At 40.5% G+C, this 19,360-nt stretch carries 17 protein-coding genes; 5 read left to right on the plus strand and 12 right to left on the minus strand.

Features of this window, described 5'->3' with window-relative positions; translation table 11 throughout:
* Positions 1-248: 248 nt before the first annotated feature.
* From CWB72_RS07530 to CWB72_RS07555, 6 genes are all read right to left on the minus strand, one after another.
* On the minus strand, positions 249-926 hold the full coding sequence (locus CWB72_RS07530; protein ID WP_138630333.1) for a hypothetical protein: 678 nt from the start codon (positions 924-926) through the stop codon (positions 249-251).
* Position 927: 1 nt separating this feature from the next.
* On the minus strand, positions 928-1,575 hold the full coding sequence (locus CWB72_RS07535) for a hypothetical protein (RefSeq protein ID WP_138630335.1): 648 nt from the start codon (positions 1,573-1,575) through the stop codon (positions 928-930).
* 90 nt (positions 1,576-1,665) lie between these two features.
* A complete protein-coding gene (locus tag CWB72_RS07540) occupies positions 1,666-2,181 on the minus strand; it encodes a DUF2489 domain-containing protein (protein WP_130254404.1) in 516 nt (171 codons plus the stop codon).
* Entirely contained in the window at positions 2,181-2,774 is a 594-nt protein-coding gene (gene yihI, locus CWB72_RS07545; RefSeq protein WP_138630337.1) for a Der GTPase-activating protein YihI, read from the minus strand. Before yihI ends, CWB72_RS07540 begins: the two co-directional genes overlap by 1 nt.
* 15 nt (positions 2,775-2,789) lie before the next feature.
* On the minus strand, positions 2,790-3,431 hold the full coding sequence (locus CWB72_RS07550) for a class I SAM-dependent methyltransferase (protein WP_130254402.1): 642 nt from the start codon (positions 3,429-3,431) through the stop codon (positions 2,790-2,792).
* A 653-nt stretch (positions 3,432-4,084) separates the two neighbouring features.
* Complete coding sequence (locus tag CWB72_RS07555) at positions 4,085-4,717, minus strand: c-type cytochrome (protein ID WP_130254401.1); 633 nt, start codon at positions 4,715-4,717, stop codon at positions 4,085-4,087.
* 307 nt (positions 4,718-5,024) lie between these two features.
* Between CWB72_RS07555 and yihA the strand changes: the two genes are divergently transcribed.
* On the plus strand, positions 5,025-5,687 hold the full coding sequence (yihA, locus tag CWB72_RS07560) for a ribosome biogenesis GTP-binding protein YihA/YsxC (protein ID WP_138630339.1): 663 nt from the start codon (positions 5,025-5,027) through the stop codon (positions 5,685-5,687).
* A 5-nt stretch (positions 5,688-5,692) separates the two neighbouring features.
* Here the strand turns inward: yihA and CWB72_RS07565 are convergent, their stop codons facing one another.
* The 3 genes from CWB72_RS07565 to polA all read right to left on the minus strand — a co-directional run bounded on the left by CWB72_RS07565 (position 5,693) and on the right by polA (position 10,193).
* On the minus strand, positions 5,693-6,211 hold the full coding sequence (locus CWB72_RS07565) for a DUF1285 domain-containing protein (RefSeq protein ID WP_138630341.1): 519 nt from the start codon (positions 6,209-6,211) through the stop codon (positions 5,693-5,695).
* Positions 6,212-6,238: 27 nt separating this feature from the next.
* On the minus strand, positions 6,239-6,808 hold the full coding sequence (locus tag CWB72_RS07570; protein ID WP_138630343.1) for a YceI family protein: 570 nt from the start codon (positions 6,806-6,808) through the stop codon (positions 6,239-6,241).
* 637 nt (positions 6,809-7,445) lie between these two features.
* Positions 7,446-10,193 carry a DNA polymerase I gene (gene polA / locus CWB72_RS07575; RefSeq protein ID WP_138630345.1) on the minus strand — a complete coding sequence of 916 codons (2,748 nt, stop codon included), beginning with the start codon at positions 10,191-10,193 and terminating at the stop codon, positions 7,446-7,448.
* Positions 10,194-10,612: 419 nt separating this feature from the next.
* Between polA and elbB the strand changes: the two genes are divergently transcribed.
* The 3 genes from elbB (at position 10,613) to CWB72_RS07590 (ending at position 14,544) form a co-directional block, all read left to right on the plus strand.
* A complete protein-coding gene (elbB, locus tag CWB72_RS07580) occupies positions 10,613-11,263 on the plus strand; it encodes an isoprenoid biosynthesis glyoxalase ElbB (protein WP_138630347.1) in 651 nt (216 codons plus the stop codon).
* A 166-nt stretch (positions 11,264-11,429) separates the two neighbouring features.
* Positions 11,430-11,822: a c-type cytochrome gene (locus CWB72_RS07585; protein ID WP_130254395.1), complete on the plus strand. Its 393-nt coding sequence runs from the start codon at positions 11,430-11,432 to the stop codon at positions 11,820-11,822.
* Between the two features lie 154 nt (positions 11,823-11,976).
* Positions 11,977-14,544, plus strand: coding sequence for a sensor domain-containing diguanylate cyclase (locus CWB72_RS07590; RefSeq protein ID WP_138630349.1), 2,568 nt, complete (start codon positions 11,977-11,979; stop codon positions 14,542-14,544).
* Here CWB72_RS07590 and rep read toward each other — a convergent pair.
* Positions 14,533-16,548: a DNA helicase Rep gene (gene rep, locus CWB72_RS07595; protein ID WP_138630351.1), complete on the minus strand. Its 2,016-nt coding sequence runs from the start codon at positions 16,546-16,548 to the stop codon at positions 14,533-14,535. The two genes, CWB72_RS07590 and rep, sit on opposite strands and share 12 nt — an antisense overlap.
* 152 nt (positions 16,549-16,700) lie before the next feature.
* On the opposite strand from rep, the gene ubiK reads away from it, so the two are divergent.
* A complete protein-coding gene (gene ubiK / locus CWB72_RS07600; protein ID WP_130254392.1) occupies positions 16,701-16,973 on the plus strand; it encodes a ubiquinone biosynthesis accessory factor UbiK in 273 nt (90 codons plus the stop codon).
* 68 nt (positions 16,974-17,041) lie between these two features.
* Here the strand turns inward: ubiK and CWB72_RS07605 are convergent, their stop codons facing one another.
* Together CWB72_RS07605 and CWB72_RS07610 are read right to left on the minus strand one after the other, a co-directional pair.
* Positions 17,042-18,232 carry a methyltransferase gene (locus tag CWB72_RS07605; protein WP_138630353.1) on the minus strand — a complete coding sequence of 397 codons (1,191 nt, stop codon included), beginning with the start codon at positions 18,230-18,232 and terminating at the stop codon, positions 17,042-17,044.
* Between the two features lie 25 nt (positions 18,233-18,257).
* A complete protein-coding gene (locus tag CWB72_RS07610; RefSeq protein ID WP_138630355.1) occupies positions 18,258-19,340 on the minus strand; it encodes an ABC transporter substrate-binding protein in 1,083 nt (360 codons plus the stop codon).
* Between the last annotated feature and the right edge of the window lie 20 nt (positions 19,341-19,360).

Consider the following 19,360-nt stretch of genomic DNA (forward strand, 5'->3'; position numbering starts at 1 on the left):
TAACATATTTCTATACCTTCGCAAGACTAATACCAGCTCGCTTAGCTAGGTATTCTATTTTGAGGTAAGAAAATCTTGTTAGTAGCACCGCTAACGCATCCTGCTATCGTAAGGTTTAATCCCTCAAAATGATTAAGTGTTATTGCGGATTGATGTCAACAGTGTGAGATACGACTTTCACTCTCTAACAACACTACGCTTCTTTAAAGCTAGTAACATCAAGAATCCACAAAGGGAGAGGTGAAATATTAGTTATCAGGGTTTTGACTCGTAATATGCATGCTTGCAATATTATCTCTAGTCACAATCAAAGATTGCTTTTGGTTTGATGAGTAAAAGAATATAAACCTTTCTGTTTCAGTTATTACGCTTAACTCTTTAATTTCAAGTATAATTTTCTTATGAACAATTACTGGATTGACCAAGTCCAAATCATATCTTTCTCCTTCACTTGAAATGATACGTTGTGCTTCATCCTTTGCAAAAAGCCCGGCATACAAAATTGGCGGAAGAAATAGTGTCGTAAATAAGACCAAAACCAGTGGGTTGATCTTATAAAAGAGTCGATTAGTTAGCAGCCAGCTTTTCCAACCTGTTAAGGCTACCCGCTTTTGTTTTTCTTTTTCTACAAATTTAAAACTAAAATAAAAAGCAATAAATGTAGGTGTTATTGCTACAAGTTGCGCAAGAGGAATACTGGGCGTAGCAAGAAAGGTCATCAAAAAGTCAGTTAATTCAAGATACTTAACAATTTCTAGGCCAAACTCTCTGCCTAATACAAACAAATACAGTAAGCCACTCAGACTCATAATCAAGTAAAGGATCGATAATACCAAACCGGGTTGAAAATATAGAAACTCGAATAGCTTACGACTTGAACGCTTGAACCAATCTAAATAAGCGATATCCGAGGTAATTTTATTCACTTTAATGTCCTTTTGGCTGTGCTTTGAATACTGTAGCGATATTACTTAATGGTACAACGACAGATTTTTTGGTGGTTTGATGAAAGATAAATGCATAGTAACTTGTGCTTGCAATTATTTTAGCCTCTTCCAGTTTGGTTGTCGTTTTACCAAGCCAGTTCACAGGGTAGTTAAAACTCACAGTCACAAAACCTTCCTGACTGTTTTTTATATGACTCGCATCAATTTTAGCGATAGTAAAGGCATTGACGAATACAGCAATTAGAGCTGAGCAAAAAGCTGAAAGTAAAGGTGCTTTCAAAAAAGGGAGATTCATTTTGAAGAATATTTTACCAAGACCAAGGAATCTGATGCCTGTTAGTTTTTTATCTAAGGGGATGATAAAAATGCAAAAAATAACAATGCCTACGAAAGTTAACATTAAACCTAAACTTGAAAAGATAATTGTAAAGAAGTCCCCAAGTCGAATATGTTGCAGACCATCAAAACCAAAATAAGCTAACAAATTCGTTAAATAGAATAAACCGGCTGCACTTGAGATGAGATAAGCAATGAGCGGAAGTAAGCTGGGGTTGATTTTCACAAAGCGTTTAAGCTCTATAAGCTGGCGAAAATAACGAAAGTAATAAAGTCGTGCTAAATGATCCATATTTATACTTTTTCTTTTTAGTTTATATCATTACAGGAACAGACACAAAAAACGCGACCTTGGTCGCGTTTCTTTTACTTTTTAAAGTGATTACTGGAATACCACATTTTCACTGCCAGGTAAGGCTTGGAACTCGCTAATCAGTTGCTCACAATCTTTAAGAATATCTTTCTCAAGACGCTCTTCAGCACGCCAGCGTTCAGTGTCCATTTTGAAGACTTCTTTTCTAGAGTACTTCTTACGTGCATCGTGTGTCGGCATGTCTTTTACCACTTCATACATTTGATGAATGCCCGGGTAAGTTTCTTCTAGATTAACTTCTTTCTCAAAGCCATATTGAGAGATAAGAACCCATATACGCAAACACCCTTCAGAATACTCACATTGCTTTTGATTCATTGCTTTAGCAATAAGATTAATACTGTCAGCAAGCTTGGCATTACGCTCTTGACGCTTTTTCTTTTGCTCAGCTTCATGTTCTGCACGTTTTTTGGCAATGAGTTCATTTTGAGCTTTCACTTGCCAAATCAGCTTACCTGCATAAAAAGATAAACCAGCAATAATAAGTGCACCAATAACCAGTGCAATGATCCACTCAGTTGCCATTATTTATACTCTTCCTCTTCACCGTCGTCATCAAACCACTCATTAGCCAAATCGTCTGACATGAAGTTCTCTAATGGATCATCTTCAATGATGTCGTCTTCTTCAAACTCATCATCAATACCGAGTAGCTCACACAGCTCTTGGTGGCGTGCTACTGAGCGATTGAAGAACTTCGCATCTTTACCTGTGATCAACTCACCACGTTCATGCTGCTCCAGTAGCTTCATTAGGCGTGGATCATTCTCAAGCTGCTCTAACTCTTGCTCAGGTGTGAGTGATGGCTTCACTTCTTTTAACTCAACCTGAGGCTTTAAGTGACGCATCATCTTAGGCTCAGCTGATTCAGGCTTTACCACTTCTGGTTTCAAGCTAATTGGCTTTTTACTACCTAAACGCTTATCTTTGTTGCTCGAGCCAGTAGTTACTTGCTTGTCTTCTTTGAGCACTTCTGGTGCGTTACGCGACCCAGCTTTAGCGCCCTTAGACTTTTTCTTGCGCTGGTCTTTTAGAGCGCGTAGCTCTAATAGCTTTTCTTTACTTAAACGCGGGGTACCCGTTTGAGCTACCTTACGTGATTTTTTCTTTCTAGTCATAAATCTTCTCTGTCGTTACTTTTTCGACTTAGTTAATACAATGACGTCATTGCCGATAAATTCAACCTGACAGTCAAAGCGCGCCGCGACATAGTCAAATGTTTCACGGCTAAAGAATGCGATATGGGTTAAATCATTTTTATAGTGCCACTGAGCAAACCGATTTTGATCAATAATCAGTTTAGTCATCAATACTAAAGGACCGCCAGCATTAAGTAGTGATAACAATTTTGCTAACACTTCGCCGGGCTGAGATAGATGCTCAATCACTTCTGTGCACGTTATGAAGTCATACGTTCTAGTCAGCACTTCAGGCTCGTTTGCATAAAACAAATCAAAACAAGCCATTTCAAAGCCTACTTCTTTAAACATTTTTGCCAATAAAGGCCCTGGCCCACAACCAAAGTCTAAGCCCTTGCTGCGCGAAGGTACTCTTTTTATCGTCGGTTCAAAAGCTCGAGATAAAAAACGGCGATAACCTTCATCATGTAAACTATTTTCGTGAGTATCGTAGATGGCTTTTTCATCTTCAGAAGATAAACGATCTCGCTCATCAACAATCACAAGTGCACACTGCGTACATTGTATATAACGGCGACGTTTATCTTGGTGATAAGGCTGTAACTCCTCTGAGCCACATAAACCACATACTGACATGATAAATAAGATACCGACTTTAGAATTGGTCGGCTATTGTACCAGCAAAGCAACGCGGCACAAATAAAAAGGCGGCAGAGATTGCTCTCTACCGCCTATCTAATCTGAGCGTCACAAACTTGGACACTTCTCCCTTCGACTTTTTTAAGCCTTATTATTATTTTTATTTACTATCCGTATTTTTATTAGTGCTTCCATACATAGTCCATATTGTTTTTATTTTATACTTCCATGAGACTATTTTTTATTTTCGGTCTTCCTAACGCTTTGTTGTTCATCCATAGAGTACCAAGTTAGTACTAACTATTGCTGCCTACGCTTCCAGTTGCGATGTTTCCGTTTTGTTTTGTTGTCTTGGCAACACGTAGTAATCTACTCCTTAATAATTTCGTTACAACTGGTTAATAAACATTTTTTTAAAAAAAAGTTTATTAACCATTAAGAAAACCATAAAAAACAACAGCATAGAATATAAAAAAGGATGAAATTAAGTAAAGTCTCACAGGATGGAATGGCAAATGTCTTACACTATTGGTAGGAATTGTCTAACAAACAATCAGGGATCAAAAAAGGCAGCCAGTGCTGCCTTTTGACTAAGATATAGTTTATTATCAGAAAGATATCTAAACTATACTACTTTAGTAGCCTAGCGATTAGTGCAAGCCACCTAAGTATTTAGATAAGACTTCAATATCTTTATCAGTTAGCTTTGAAGCAATATCACGCATCATGCCATTCATGTCATTATTACGCTTACCATCACGGAATTTTTCAAGCTGTGCTTTGATATATTCAGGGTGCTGGAAAGAGATTTTAGGGAAGTTAGCTAATGACGTGCCGTTACCTCTTGGTCCGTGACATGCTGCACATGAAGGAATACCACGCTCAGCATCACCTGACATGTAAAGCTTTTTGCCTACAACCACAACATCTTCAGGAGTTGTGCCTGCACTCATTGACAATGACGCGAAATAAGCAGATAAATCTTTCATATCCTGATCTGATAGTGGCATAGCCATACCACTCATCACTGGATCCATACGCCCTTCAGTACCACCAGAAGTCATACCAAGCTTAAACTCTTTCAGCTGCTTATAGATATAATCTGCATGTTGGCCTGCAATTTTTGGATAGATAGTTACAGGAGCATTGCCATCAGGGCCGTGACACGCGGCACAAGTAGCAGCTTTCGCTTTACCTGCTTCGGCATCGCCGTCAAATGCTAGTGCGTTGCTCGCTGACAAGCTACCAAGCAACATTGTTAAAGTTAATGCTATTTTTTTCATGGTAAATTCTCTGTTTCCGACCCTGTAATTAATACCTAGCAGTTGAAACGCCTATTTTCAGGGTTGCTAGGGAAAAATCAATGCTATTTTTACTTTGCTAGTTGGCTATTCTACACGATTTAATTTTTTCTGGCACGTTTTCTACTCATATTAGACTTATAAATTATAGGGTTTTGACCTAGATTAATTTTAAAAATCAATAAAAAGCCACTGTAATCACTATATCAAGTGTAAATGCTTGCTTTTGCCAAATAACTAACTGGTATAAAATAGCACAATTAATATCTTCAATCTGTCAGGAGAGCCCGTGATCAAGTCACGTATGAAATACCAAACAGCCACATTTATTACCAGTGCACCAGATATCAGCCGTCTACCAATTGATTCTGGTATTGAGGTCGCATTTGCTGGCCGTTCGAACGCGGGTAAATCAAGTGCATTAAATGCACTGACCGATCAAAAGCTAGCAAGAACCAGTAAGACACCGGGTCGAACGCAACTTATTAACACCTTCGAATTAGATGAAGAGAAACGTTTAATCGATTTACCGGGTTATGGCTTTGCAAAAGTCCCATTAGAGATGAAGAAAAAGTGGCAACGCGCGCTAGGCGAATACTTACAAAAGCGAAAGAGCCTCAAAGGTATCGTTGTACTCATGGATATTCGCCATCCTCTTAAAGATTTGGATATGGACCTAATTAACTGGGCGGTCGATTCAGAAATCCCAGTATTGGCACTATTAACCAAAGCAGATAAATTAAAGCAAGGTAAGCGTAAAGCTGAAGTGCTTCAGATTAAAAAGAAATTAGCTGAACTCGACGCAGACATTACCGTGTGTGCTTTCTCTTCATTAAAAGGCATTGGCTTAAAAGAGCTAGCTTGGAAACTTGATGACTGGTACTTAGGCCCTTATAAGCCTGAAGATGACGTTGAAACAGAGTCAGAGCCTGAGCAGCCAGACTCTGAATAAGTATTTTAAGTCAGATAATATGACTGTCCCGCTGAGTTAAGATAAAGACCTTTGTTATCTTGCTCAGCGATTTCTGCCCACTGATAATAAACCGCCCTATTTACCCTCGCCGCCAAGCCATAGTTCAACTTTAAATAAGGTACTTCTTGCCCTTGATATAAACGAATTTCGATTTCAAATTCACCCAATATTGGCCATTCTCGTTCAAGATTATCTTGGCAAACAATTACATTACCTTGCTCTGAAATTATTATTCGCCAACCAACAATGATAAATGGCACATCTTCTACATCGACCTCACATTGTTCTGCAGGTGTTGTAACGGTATAAACACTATTCTGACACTGCAATACACTGGCAAATAACCGACAAAGTGCCTGCCTTTTAATTTCGGAGTCTTGATAGTACCAACGCCCTTCTTTATCAATGCGAATATCACCGCTACTGCAAGTTTGTTGTGGCCACTTTTCGGTTGGCGCGTGCGGCGTCAGTAACGCCGCTTGTAATTCATTCAGGCTATGCATTTCTATCTAACCAGGTGCTCGGGATAACTAAAAATCTTGCTGGTTAAATACCAAAGTAAAGGTCACAGGTACAGATTTCGCAATGCTATCTAGCCCTGCAATTTTACGCAGCGCTTCGATACCCTGTTCAAGTTTATAATCAGCGGCATTCACTAAAACAGCTTTAGTCGGGCTAACGATTAATTGCCTTGCCGTTTGCACAACCGCAAGGTCTAACATGAGCTGTTGCTTTTGACCATGCAGGTTAAGTGTCACTGGTACTGATTTTAGTACTTGATGGCCTAATTTTAAGCTGCCTAAATACGGCACTAAATCGGCTTCAATCACAGCTTTAGGAAATTGCGCGACATTAAACAACATTTTTTGCATGCGCTCATTACGAATAGGGATCAGCGACTCAACACTCGCCAACTCAATCACCATGCTTAATTGATTGTCATCTATCTGCGCTGCAAGTTTTCCAAAATGATGGTTTTCAGCAATGCTGTTTTTCTTAATAGAAGTGAAGCTCAGTTGGCTTGCATCATTATCTAATTGCCAGGCTGCAAATGCTTGAGTCGACAGTAAAGACAGAGAAAGAAGTAAAGGTTTAAGCATGACGAGTCCTATCTAAAATTATTTGTTAGCGGATTATACCAATCCTCAATCATTTTCAGGGATTAAAACTGATGCTACCCACGTTGAAAATTTCTTATTTAGAACAACTAAACAGCAAAATTTTCGCCTTGCTAGCAACGAGTTTTCTTTGCCTCAAAATAGATCGCTTTATTAAGAGTATTGGTATCACGGTATAAATTTGAAAACCGATTTCGCAAAAATTGAATTAATGTCAGAACGGTACAGTGTAACTGTCGAAGAATTATGAAGGAATTAAAAAGAATAAAAGTCGCCAAGAAAAAAACGGCCCTCGAAAACTAGGAAGGCCGCTATAGCAATTCTGGGGAGAAGCTATCAATACTCTGTATCTTCTTGCGAGAGATACATCATCAACAGGATGTCCTACAGGATGAGGACGCGCGCACTGTAACAAATGGATACAAAAAAATAAATGCTAAAAAGCAAAACTTAGGCCAATTTGATATTTTTTAAACATTCTGTTGTCTAAGTTTACGCTTTTTTTACTTTATAGCCCTTGTAAGCCCCGCTATATCTGAGCACTAACTTAATTGCTCTATTTTCTTCAGACATAAAAAAAGAGGCATAAAGCCTCTTTTTTAAAGTTCTAGTAAGCTAATTAGTGTGCTTGTTCCCAGTTATCGCCGTAATCAGCTTCAACTAACAATGGCACATCTAAACTGGCCGCTTCGCTCATTAAAGAACAAATGCGTTCGCTAAACGCGTCAACTTTATCTTTCGCTATTTCAAATACTAATTCATCGTGTACTTGCATAAGCAGTTTGATGTCATTGGTCGTTTGTGTAGCGAGCCAATCCGCCACTTTCAGCATGGCTTTTTTGATGATATCAGCAGCGGTGCCTTGCATTGGTGCATTGATCGCTGCGCGTTCTGCCGCCTTGCGACGCGCACCATTTCTTGCCTTGATATCTGGCAAATGCAAGCGACGGCCAAATAGCGTTTCGACATACCCTTTTTCAGCCGCTTCTTCGCGCGTTCGCTCCATATATTCGAGTACACCCGGGAAGCGCTCAAAATACTTATCCATATAATGCTGTGCTTCATTACGTGGAATATCGAGCTGACGCGCTAAACCAAAGGCACTCATGCCGTAGATCAAACCGAAGTTAACCGCTTTTGCTTTACGACGCATGTCCGAGGTGACTTCTTCAAGCGGAACACCGAATACTTCTGAAGCCGTTGCACTGTGTACGTCTTTACCTTCAGCGAATGCTTTCAATAAACCGGCATCTTGTGACAAGTGCGCCATAATACGCAATTCAATCTGGCTGTAGTCCGCCGCCAAGATCACGTGCCCTTCATCGGCAATAAATGCCTGACGAATACGACGACCAGCTTCGTTACGAATTGGAATATTCTGTAAGTTTGGATCGCTTGAGCTTAGACGGCCTGTTGCAGTCACAGCCTGATGATAAGAGGTATGCACACGACCCGTTTCAGGGTTCACAAGCTTAGGCAGCTTCTCAGTATAAGTAGACTTAAGCTTAGCTAAACCACGATGTTCAATGATAAGTTTCGGCAACGGATAATCATGTGCTAATTCTTGCAGTACTTCTTCAGCCGTTGAAGGGGCACCTTTAGGGGTTTTCTTCAATACCGGCAAGCCAAGCTTATCGAATAAGATCGCTTGTAATTGCTTAGTCGAACTTAAGTTAAATTCTTCCCCTGCAATCTCGTACGCTTCTTTTTCAAGCTCAGTTAGTCGCGCAGCGATTTCGACACTTTGCTCGGCCAACATTTGGCTATCAATTTTCACACCGGTGCGCTCGATATCTGATAACACAGATAGTAACGGCAGTTCAATGTCGTTAAATACAGGGAGCAGCTCTGATTGCTCTTTCAGCATAGGCCAAAGTTGATTATGCAAACGTAATGTAATGTCTGCGTCTTCTGCGGCGTAAGGTGCAGCTTTCTCTAGCTCAATTTGATTGAATGTAAGTTGCGCTTTACCTTTACCGGCAATTTCTTCAAAACTGATATTTTTATGGCCTAAATATTTTAGTGCCAGCGAGTCCATATCATGACGTGTGCCCACACTATTAAATACATAAGACTCAAGCATAGTATCAAAAGCGATGCCATTCAGTTCTAAACCAGCTCTAGCTAATACGCTTTTATCGTATTTAAGGTTCTGGCCCACTTTTTTCACACTGTCGTCAGCCAGAATTGGACCTAATACGTCGAATACTAGCTCTTTCGAAAGTTGCTCCGGTGCGCCCATGTAATCATGCGCAATCGGTAAGTAAGCAGCTTCCCCTTCTGTCACGGCAAAGCTCATACCAACCAAGTCAGCTTGCATATAGTCTAAGCTGGTTGTTTCGGTATCAAATGCTATTAGCTCTGCACTTTTAAGCTTTTCGGCCCAAGCGGTTAACTGAGCTTCAGTTAAAATGGTTTCGTAATGTGCTTCGATTTTTTTCGCTTCAGGCTGTGCTTGCTCTGCTGCAGTTTTAGGCGCTTCTTTTCCGTCGAGTAACTCACTGAGCCAACGCTTAAATTCACATTGCCCATAAAGTTCGATCAAACGATCTTTATTCATATCGGCAATCGCGAAAGTCTCTAGGTTTTGCTCTACTTCAACGTCTAATTTAATGGTCGCTAATTCATAAGACAGTTCTAGTTGCGCTTTATGTTCTTCTAGCTTTTTGGACATGGTTTTAGAACCACGGAACCCAAGACCCGCAATGTCATCTAGTCTTTCATAGAGTGACTTAATAGAACCAATGCCTTGCAGCATAGCCAGTGCAGTTTTTTCACCCACACCAGGTACACCTGGGATGTTATCGACCTTATCACCCATCAGGGCTAGATAATCAATGATAAGCTCAGGACCAATACCAAACTTATCAACCACCCCTTGTGGATCTAGTACGGTGTCAGTCATGGTATTAATTAAGGTGACATGCTCATTCACGAGTTGAGCCATGTCTTTATCGCCCGTACTGATCAACACATGACGCTGTTGCTCAGACGCAATGCGCGCAAAAGTACCAATCACATCATCGGCCTCAACGCCTGTGATACTGACTAAAGGTAAACCCATCGCTTTGATGATCTCATGGATCGGTTCAATTTGCGTACGCAGATCATCAGGCATCGGCGGGCGGTGCGCTTTATATTCGCTGTACATTTCATTTCTAAATGTCGGACCCTTGGCGTCAAATACCACAACCATATGGCTCGGGTTAAATTGCCTAACCAGGCTCTTCAACATATTGATCACACCATAGATGGCACCCGTCGCTTCACCTTTTGAATTGGTTAAATGCGGTGGAGCATGATACGCACGGAATAAATAAGAAGAACCATCGACCAAGATCAAAGGATTTTCGGGGATCTGAGACATAATTTAGTGGATCCTAAATGAACTTTTAAAAACCCAGTAAGAATGCCATAAGCAAGCGGATAACTCGAGTAATTATGTCCAGATAAAGCCTATTAGAAGTAGAACAATCTGTGGATAACTTTGTAGATAAAGATGTAAATATTCAGGATGTAAATTTCAAGATCGAGAAAACAGCCCTAAAACCTTTGATTTTAAGGGGGTTTAACATTTTGCGCTTAAACAGAAATATAAAGCGAAATGTGGAAAAGCTAATTTATTGGCGGTCATTGCCACTGTTATTATTTACCACTCTTCCAAAGCGGGCAGACATACTACCAAGATTTGATCAGAGATCAAACAAGATCCTTTATAATTTTTTGATCTGAACATACACTACTTTCAATATAAATAGATTTATCAACTTTAAAGAAGGAAAAACCATGAAGAAAGTCGCGATAATACTAAGTGGCTGTGGCGTGTTTGATGGTGCCGAGATCCATGAGTCTGTTCTAACTATGTTGCATTTAGAAATGGCAGGAGCAAGCTACCAATGCTTCGCACCAAATATTGATCAACACCATGTGGTTAATCATCTTAACGGCGAAGAAATGAACCAAAAGCGCAACGTACTTATTGAAGCTGCACGGATTGCGAGAGGTGAAATACATGACCTTGAGACGCTTAATGCAAATGACTTTGATGCACTCGCGATCCCTGGTGGTTTTGGCGTAGCGAAAAACTTAAGTGACTTTGCGTTTAAAGGCGGTGATTCAACTATTCTTGCTTCATTAAAGTCGGCTTGCGAGGAATTTAATCAACAAAATAAACCTATCGCTTATGTCTGTATTGCACCTGCACTGGTTGGCCATATACATGCTAAAGGCATCAAAGCAACCATTGGCAATGACGCAGATACCGCAGCTGCTATGTCTGCATTAGGTGCTGAACATATTAATTGTAGTGTTGATGACATTGTTATTGATGAAGCTCAAAAGGTAATTAGTACGCCAGCCTACATGCTTGCTCAGTCTATTTCAGAGGCATCCGCAGGTATTCAAAAAGCCATGGCCAAACTTGTAGAGTTAGCTTAATCCGCTCTAAGCCAGTGACTAAAATTGCGTTAACGCAAAAAATAATCAGTTTTTAGTCTAATTTGCCAAGTTAACGTTTTATAAATCAATAGGTGGCGTTATAATCGCGTGATTATTCCGTCATCTATCGTGATTGAGCACATCACCAACGAAGTGAGCAAGACAAATGAAAAAACTTTCAGCAGCTTTATTATTGCTATCAACAACTGTTTACGCACAACCTTTTGATAATGCTTTAACTGAAGAAGCCATTAAAAAACGTTTAGCCCCTGTAGGTTCTGTATACTTAGCAGGTGCACAAGCTGCTGCACCAGCAGCGCCAACTGGCCCTCGTTCTGGTGAACAAGTTTATCAAGTTTCTTGTGCTGCATGTCACGGAACTGGTGCATTAGGCGCGCCAAAAACAGCGGACGATTGGGCAGTGCGCTTAACCAAAGGGCGTGAGTTATTAGTAGAGCATGCGATTAATGGTTTTAATGCAATGCCTCCTCGCGGTACATGTATGGATTGTTCTGATGAAGAGATTGCGGCAGCCGTTGATTTCATGACTAAAAAATAATACTTTTTAATGAGAGGTGTCTATCACCTCTCATTTAAATTCAATTTTTCTCAACTCCCCTTTTTGTTCCCTATTTTCCCCTTGACCCCTTTCTGCAAAAGTGAAATTATACGTTTAATAAATAAGCAAGATTAATAATAACTGGGTAAAATCATTGGAAGATCCCGCAACTTTAGCTAATCGCGCCTCGTATAAAAATAAGAAGCTCAATAAGCTCTTACAAAAATACAAGCAGCGAAACCAACTACAGCACGCTCTCATACAATTGTCTGAGCTGGCTAATACTGTTGCAGAGCTAACGCAGCTTTACCCTGCTATTCATGAAATTCTAAAACAATATTTACCGAGCAACAGCTTCTATGTTGTTTTACAAAATCAATATACCCAATCCCTAGAGCTATCGTATTTCGTTGATGAAAAAGATGGAATTTCAGTTCCTATTCAAGAATCTCATCACTTCTCTGAAGGAATTACAGGCTTTACCTTTAGAAAAGGTGAAACAGTCCATATAGATAAACATGATATGGCTCGTTTAAGTGCTGAAGAACAATTTAAACTGCTTGGCACACCGGCTGAGCACTGGTTGGGTGTACCAATTAAACAAAACCAACAAATTATTGGTGTAATGGTAACGCAAAGTTACGATGTGTCACTCGCATACAACGAACATCAAGTTGATCTCCTTGAATTTATTTCACTTTATTTAGGTACCGCTATTGAGCGTGTAAAAAAAAGAGAGTTACTTGAATCAGAAGTGAAAATGCGCACTCGTGCGGTAATGCAAAGTAATGAAGCGCTAAATAAAGAAATTGAGAACCGTAAACGCGCACTAGATAGACAGCAGATTCTTTTCAAGATTTCTGAACTCGCTACGCAATTTACTGATATTGATGACGTTTACAAACAAGTCCACCGTATTATTCGCTCAATTATCTTTGCCGATAATCTCTATATTGCTTTATATGATAAAGAGTCCAATTGGTTAAGTTTCCCTTATTGTATTGATGAAGTAGGTGACTATTGTCCTCGACCCTTTGCTAGTGGATATAGTGAACTTGTGATCAGCACAGAAAGAAGTCAGCTTATTAATAGTGCGCGTTCACAACAACTCATTCAGCAAGGGGTTGTGATAAGAATTGATGATGATAGTCAGAAGCCAGCAAGTAGCTGGATGGGCGCACCACTGAAAACCGCGAATGGTGTTATCGGTCTAATAGCTTGTCAAGCTTATGATGATCAGTACGAGTTTACCCATGAAGATTTAGAACTTATTTCATTCATTTCAAACCAAATCGCATCTGTACTTCAAACTCATCTTGCAAACCAAGCACTGAAGCAAAGTCACCAACAACTAGAACAGCGCGTTGCTGATAAAACTAAGGCATTACAGCAAAGTAATTTGCACTTACAAATGCAAATTGAAGAGCGTAAAAAAGTCGAAAAGCAGCTCTACCATGATGCACATCATGACCCATTAACTGGTTTACCTAACCGTAGTTTATTCTTAACCCAGTTAGAAAAGACATTAAATAAGTATCAAAGACATCCTGATTACAATTTTTCAGTCTTATTCATTGATTTAGATAAATTTAAAGATATTAATGATGAACTTGGACATCAAGCTGGGGATCAATTTTTAATTTGGGTGAGCAAAGCATTTTCAGAATGTATTAGAGATCATGATTTACTTGCTCGTCTTGCTGGGGATGAGTTTGTTGTTTTATTAGATCATCTCAGTGATAAACAACAAGCCGAGGATGTTGCTAAGCGTATCATCAAAGTCATGCAACAGCCTTTCGTTATGAAAGGACAAACAGTTTACAGTGGTGCCAGTATTGGTATCACCTACTCAAACAAACGCTATCAACACATAGATGAAATAATTCGCGATGCTGATGCAGCTATGTATTATGCTAAAAATGCAGGTAAAGGTCGCTATGAATTTTATCACCCGTTACTAACTGCTGGCAGCGCAAGTAATAAAGCAGATACAGAACAACATAATCTAAGTAGTTTATCTACACACTTTCGCTCAACTGATGTGGTCGACTTCTCTAATAACAAGGTACAACTACAATTACTTGAAATATTTGGTGATCATCCCATTTTGGGCAGCACTAGCTTTGAAGTACTCAAAAAGTTTACCGCAGAGAAAAGTGAGCTTATTGACTTAGAGTTTGCTCTTCTTAGAAAAGCTTTAGTACTTAGCGAAACTCATCAACAAGAATTGTTGTTTAGCAGTGCTACTGTATTGTTAGAAAACGATAACTTTTCACATTTATGTCATTTGCTAAAGCAACACTCTCACAACGTGTGTTTACTATTTAGTGAAGAAGAACTGAGGTTTGTTTCTAATACCCAACTTCAAAATTTAGAAACACTGACCCAAATGGAGTTTGTTGTAGGTTTAACTGATTTTGGTAAAGATCGTTGTGATTTAAGCCTAATTAGTAAAATTGATTTCAGCTATTTGTTGTTAAGCTCCACGTTCAGCAAACGTGTTCTACAACAGCCCTGCTACGAAGTTCAATTGCAAGGTGTGTTGGCCGTCACGAAAATACGTCAATGTAAAGTCATTGCAAAAGGCCCTGCTATTTTAAATTTCAGAACCTTATTAGAAAACCACGGCTTGCAATTATTCTTTGGAAAGCAAGTGAATTACGATAAAAAAAGCCTTGGTAACACCTTGTTAGAACGCTCTTCTAGACCCTTATCGCTTTAACATAGCACGTAAGTTTGCAACGCGTGCTTGGCCTGATTGCATACGCTCTTGTTGCGATTGCACGGTTTTCTTCTGACCTTCAATTTGTAAATCGTCTTGCGGTAGTTCTTGCACAAAACGACTCAACTCGGGCGTCGATACTTCCCCAAACTGACGGCGGTTTTTCGCATAAGTCATGGTCAAAGTTTGCTGCGCACGGGTGATACCAACATAGGCAAGACGGCGCTCTTCTTCTACATTGTCTTCATCAATGCTGGTCTGGTGCGGTAAAAAGCCCTCTTCCATCCCCACCATAAAGACATGCGGATATTCCAAACCTTTAGAGGCATGCAGCGTTAATAACTGCACCGCATCGCTGTCGTCTTCTTCTTCGTTACGCTCTAACATATCGCGGAGTGTCAGTTTGCTGACTACTTCAGGTAAAGTCATCGGCGGGTTGTCTGCATCACCCGTTAACATATCGGTGATCCAACGATATAGCTCAGAGACGTTTTTCATCCGCATCTCTGCTGCTTTTGCGCTAGGCGATGACTCATATAGATACGCTTCATAATTGATCTCACGTACCATGTCTTTCACCGCTTCGAGCGTATCTCCACGCGTTGCCCTATCTGATAGCTCAACCACCCAACGAGCGAAGCCCATCAGCGCATTAAAGCCACGCCCCGCTAGTCGGCTTGCCAGTTCTGGCTGAAAACATGCTTCGAATAAACTGATGTGTTTTTCGTTCGCTAAGCTACCTAACTTTTCGAGCGTAACCGGGCCGATTTCTCGTCTTGGTGTATTCACAATACGTAAAAATGCGTTGTCGTCGTCCTGATTCACTAACAAACGTAAGTACGCCATGATGTCTTTAATTTCACTGCGTGCAAAAAACGACATGCCGCCACTTATTTTGTAAGGAATGCGGTTACTCATTAGGGCTTTTTCAAACACTCGCGCTTGGTGGTTCCCGCGATATAAAATGGCGTAATCTTTATAGCTGGTACGCTTCATAAACTTATGGGAGATGATTTCAGCTACTACGCGCTCTGCTTCGTGCTCTTCGTCTTTGGTCGCTATCACTCGAATTGGGTCACCATAACCGAGTTCACTAAACAGCTTTTTATCAAATTCATGAGGGTTATTAGCGATCAAAATATTCGCAGCTTTTAGAATTCGACCCGCACTTCGGTAATTTTGCTCCAACTTAATCAAACGTAATCCAGGGAAGTCTTTCGACAACAAAACCAGGTTTTGCGGCTTCGCCCCGCGCCAAGAATAAATCGATTGGTCATCATCGCCTACCACGGTAAAGCGCGCGCGCTCACCCACCAGCAATTTAACTAGCTGATACTGGCTGGTATTGGTATCTTGATATTCATCCACCAGCAAATAACGAAAACGCGCCTGCCAACTCTCTCTTACATCCGGGTTTTGCGCCAACAATAAAGTAGGGATCATGATTAAGTCATCAAAATCTAACGCGTTATATGCACGTAACTGCACCGCATAACGGGCGTATAGTTGCGCGAATAAGGCTTTCTGTGGTTCTCGGGCTTCGCGAATAGCGCGCTCAGGTAAAATAAGCTCGTTCTTCCAACTGCCAATTTGCATCTTCAGCAAATTCAGTAAATCTTTATCCCTATCTAATTCTTTTTCGGTCAACTCTGCCAAAAGTTGGTGGGTATCTTGATCGTCAAATAATGAAAAGCCAGGTTTAAATCCCAGTGTTTTAAGCTCTTTTTTGATGACCTCTAAACCCAAGGTGTGAAAGGTAGAAACCCATAGACCTTTTGCCTCTTGCTTGCCGAGCGTTTGACTTACACGCTCGCGCATTTCTTTTGCTGCTTTGTTGGTGAAGGTTACCGCAGCAATGTTTTTCGCTTGGTATTCACAATGTTGCACAAGGTAAGCAATTTTGTTGGTAATTACGCGCGTCTTACCTGAGCCTGCGCCCGCTAAAACGAGGCAAGGGCCACTGATATATTTAACCGCTTCATCTTGTTTTGGATTGAGTTTCATTTTTGGCAGGTCCGAAATTCTGGGGCAATAATTCTATCGTAAAGCCTAGTGAGTCTCTAGAACTCATTTGATCTAGAAAGGTGCCGAAACTAAACCGAATTTGCTACTATGGCGTAAGTTTAATTAATCGCCTCCATATCAGGTAATCAATCATGATCAACCCAGCTAAAATTGAAGAGATCGCCAAGCAGATCTCTAGCAACATGCCACAGGGTGTAAAAACTCTAGCAGAAACTTTCGAGTCAAAAACCAAGCAAGCTATCCAGAATAAGTTAACTGAGATGGATTTTGTCAGCCGAGAAGAGTTTGATATTCAGTCACAAGTACTGATCAGAACCCGTGAAAAGCTGATGCAGCTAGAAGAAAAAGTTGCTCAGCTTGAGGCAAAGCTTACCGAACAAGATTCAGCTGATAAGGCAGAGTAAGCCAATCCTATAATTGAGAAAGGAGCCGATCGGCTCCTTTTCATTTCTTCATTACTAAAAGTAACGCTTTAACTAACTCCTGCCTTATGGGCCTGAATCAAAATATTTCTTGGCGTGAGTGACTTTTCACAAAACTCACTTAGATGAACCTCATAACCCGCTTGCTGTAAATACAGTGCTCTATCAAGTATTAACCACAGCTCAATAGCTCTTCTAAAAATATGTCTTACAAGCTCAATACGATCTGTCACTTTCTTTCGCTGCTCACCTAACGCTAAATAATGTGAGTAATCACATTGTGTTGGTAATTCTACTTGTTTTTTTTCTGCTGCCCACTGGCAAAACTCAGCAAACTCGCCTGAAAAAATCTGTTTATTAATAGAGGGCACACTAATATATTGTTCGACCCCTGTTACATCGCGGCGCAGTTCATCAAAGCCCAAACGCCAGGTGACTTCTGTTTGACGTACTTTAGCAACACGATTTGGTGCAGTTACTGTTTCTTGTAACGCTAATTTCATATCACTGTGGGTCAATTGCAGCGCGCTTTGTTTTCCCTCAATACTCATGGCCTGATAAGCCGGTTCGGTAAACAAGTGATAACAGCAAGGCGATAAACTAATTTTGTCACACTCAGCTTTGATGGCCTGCTGCATAAAGACCTGATGCAATCGACCACAAGCATGCAAGGCCACAGCATGCTGCTGCTGGGTAAAGCATTCATCAGTGTCGTCTTGCAGTACATCTGCACAGCGAAAGTTCATATTTAAGCCTTGCTGTTTTGCGCTATGTTGCCCTTGTTCACACAAGTTGGCTTGTAACTCTACACTTTGCACATGTTTTGCGCCCTGATGCGCCAATATACGGCCTAGATGTCCTTTACCTGCACACCACTCTAAGACTGGTTGCTCGCCATTGTCGAGGTGTGAAACAAAATCTTGTAACTGTAGCAGCTTACGCCCCTTTATGCCGTTACTTAACCAAAAAGGCAGTTCTGTTCTTTGCTTTTCAACAAAAGGAAGGGAAGTCAATTTGGATAGCTCTGCGACTGCTGGAATAAAATCAGCAAAGACTTTATATAGGCGAGCTTGGTCAGAGTCTAATTCACGTACTTGATCATCACTAAGCTCTGTGAGAAATTGCGTTAGCTTATCGTCTTGCCAAGGAAACTCGTTGAAATCAAAAGCGACACATTGCCAATATTTATGAGTATGCTGTAAACATTGATCCAACTCAGTGAATAAAGACGATAGCTGCACGTCTGCTCTCCAGGGGTAAAAATCGCTATTCTACCTCGTTTTCATTTTCTTGTTCTGATTCATTCAGTTTATAACGACGCTTTTTAGTGAAAATAAGATGCAAATAAAGAGGAATGCTGATAAACGTTACAGCGAATGCGGCAATTAACATCCAAGACCAAGGCAATAAAGGTTCTGGTTGTTTAAGCTCGTATATGAAACGCTCACGCACACTATCGTATTGTGCCATATCTAAACCATAGATTTGACCAATCCAACGCCAATGTAACTCTGACATGTTTCCAATCGTCACGCCCGGAGGTGAAATATAAGGTATCAACTTGTCAGCCTCATAAGCAATTTGCTCAATACTTTTGTGCGTCGCATATTTTTGATGAGTCAGTTCAATACTCTCTTGTAAATGCAGCATCGCATATCGCCACCCTTGTAAACTCGCTAACTTAAACTTCTCTACTAATTCAGGTCGATGCTGTAATACGTTTTCACTGGTAAAGAGAATATCTGCATACAAGTTCAAACCATATTGCTTTGGACAAATTTGCCGAATGGCAATACCTTGTTGCTGCATCTCAAAAGGTTCATTCGAGGTATATACTTGCAGGGCATCAAATTTACCGGCTTTAAAATCAGCGATAGGCTCAAAACCTGCATATAAAGAAATATCATCTTGGCCAATTCCTGCTTGCGCTAACATAACAGTGAGCTCTGCCACACCTAGATGGCTGACACGTTTACCTTTAAAATCTATAGGGTTGTAGATATCGCTGTCTGCTTTGACCATCCAACAATAGGGAGATGATTGCAGGATCGCCGCAATGGCTACTAAGGGTTTACCTTGTAGCCGTTCTGATAAAATGCCTGAGTGAGTCACACCAAAGTGTGCTTGCCCTGAGAGAACTTTAAAATGGGTGTCTGGATCTTCAACATCCGCAGGAATAATTGAAACATCTAACCCTGCACGCTCATAAAATCCTTTTTCCACCGCCATATAATAGCCTGCAAATTGAAACTGATGGGTCCACTTTAATTGCAGCACCACAGACTCTAATGCAAAAGCTGGAGATAAGAAAAATAACAGTAAGCTCAAGAAGCTACACCGTTTGAGCATGAAGTTCCCTTGTTTTTCTA

The organism is Pseudoalteromonas phenolica, assembly GCF_005886345.1.
Classification (GTDB): Bacteria; Pseudomonadota; Gammaproteobacteria; order Enterobacterales; family Alteromonadaceae; genus Pseudoalteromonas; species Pseudoalteromonas phenolica_A.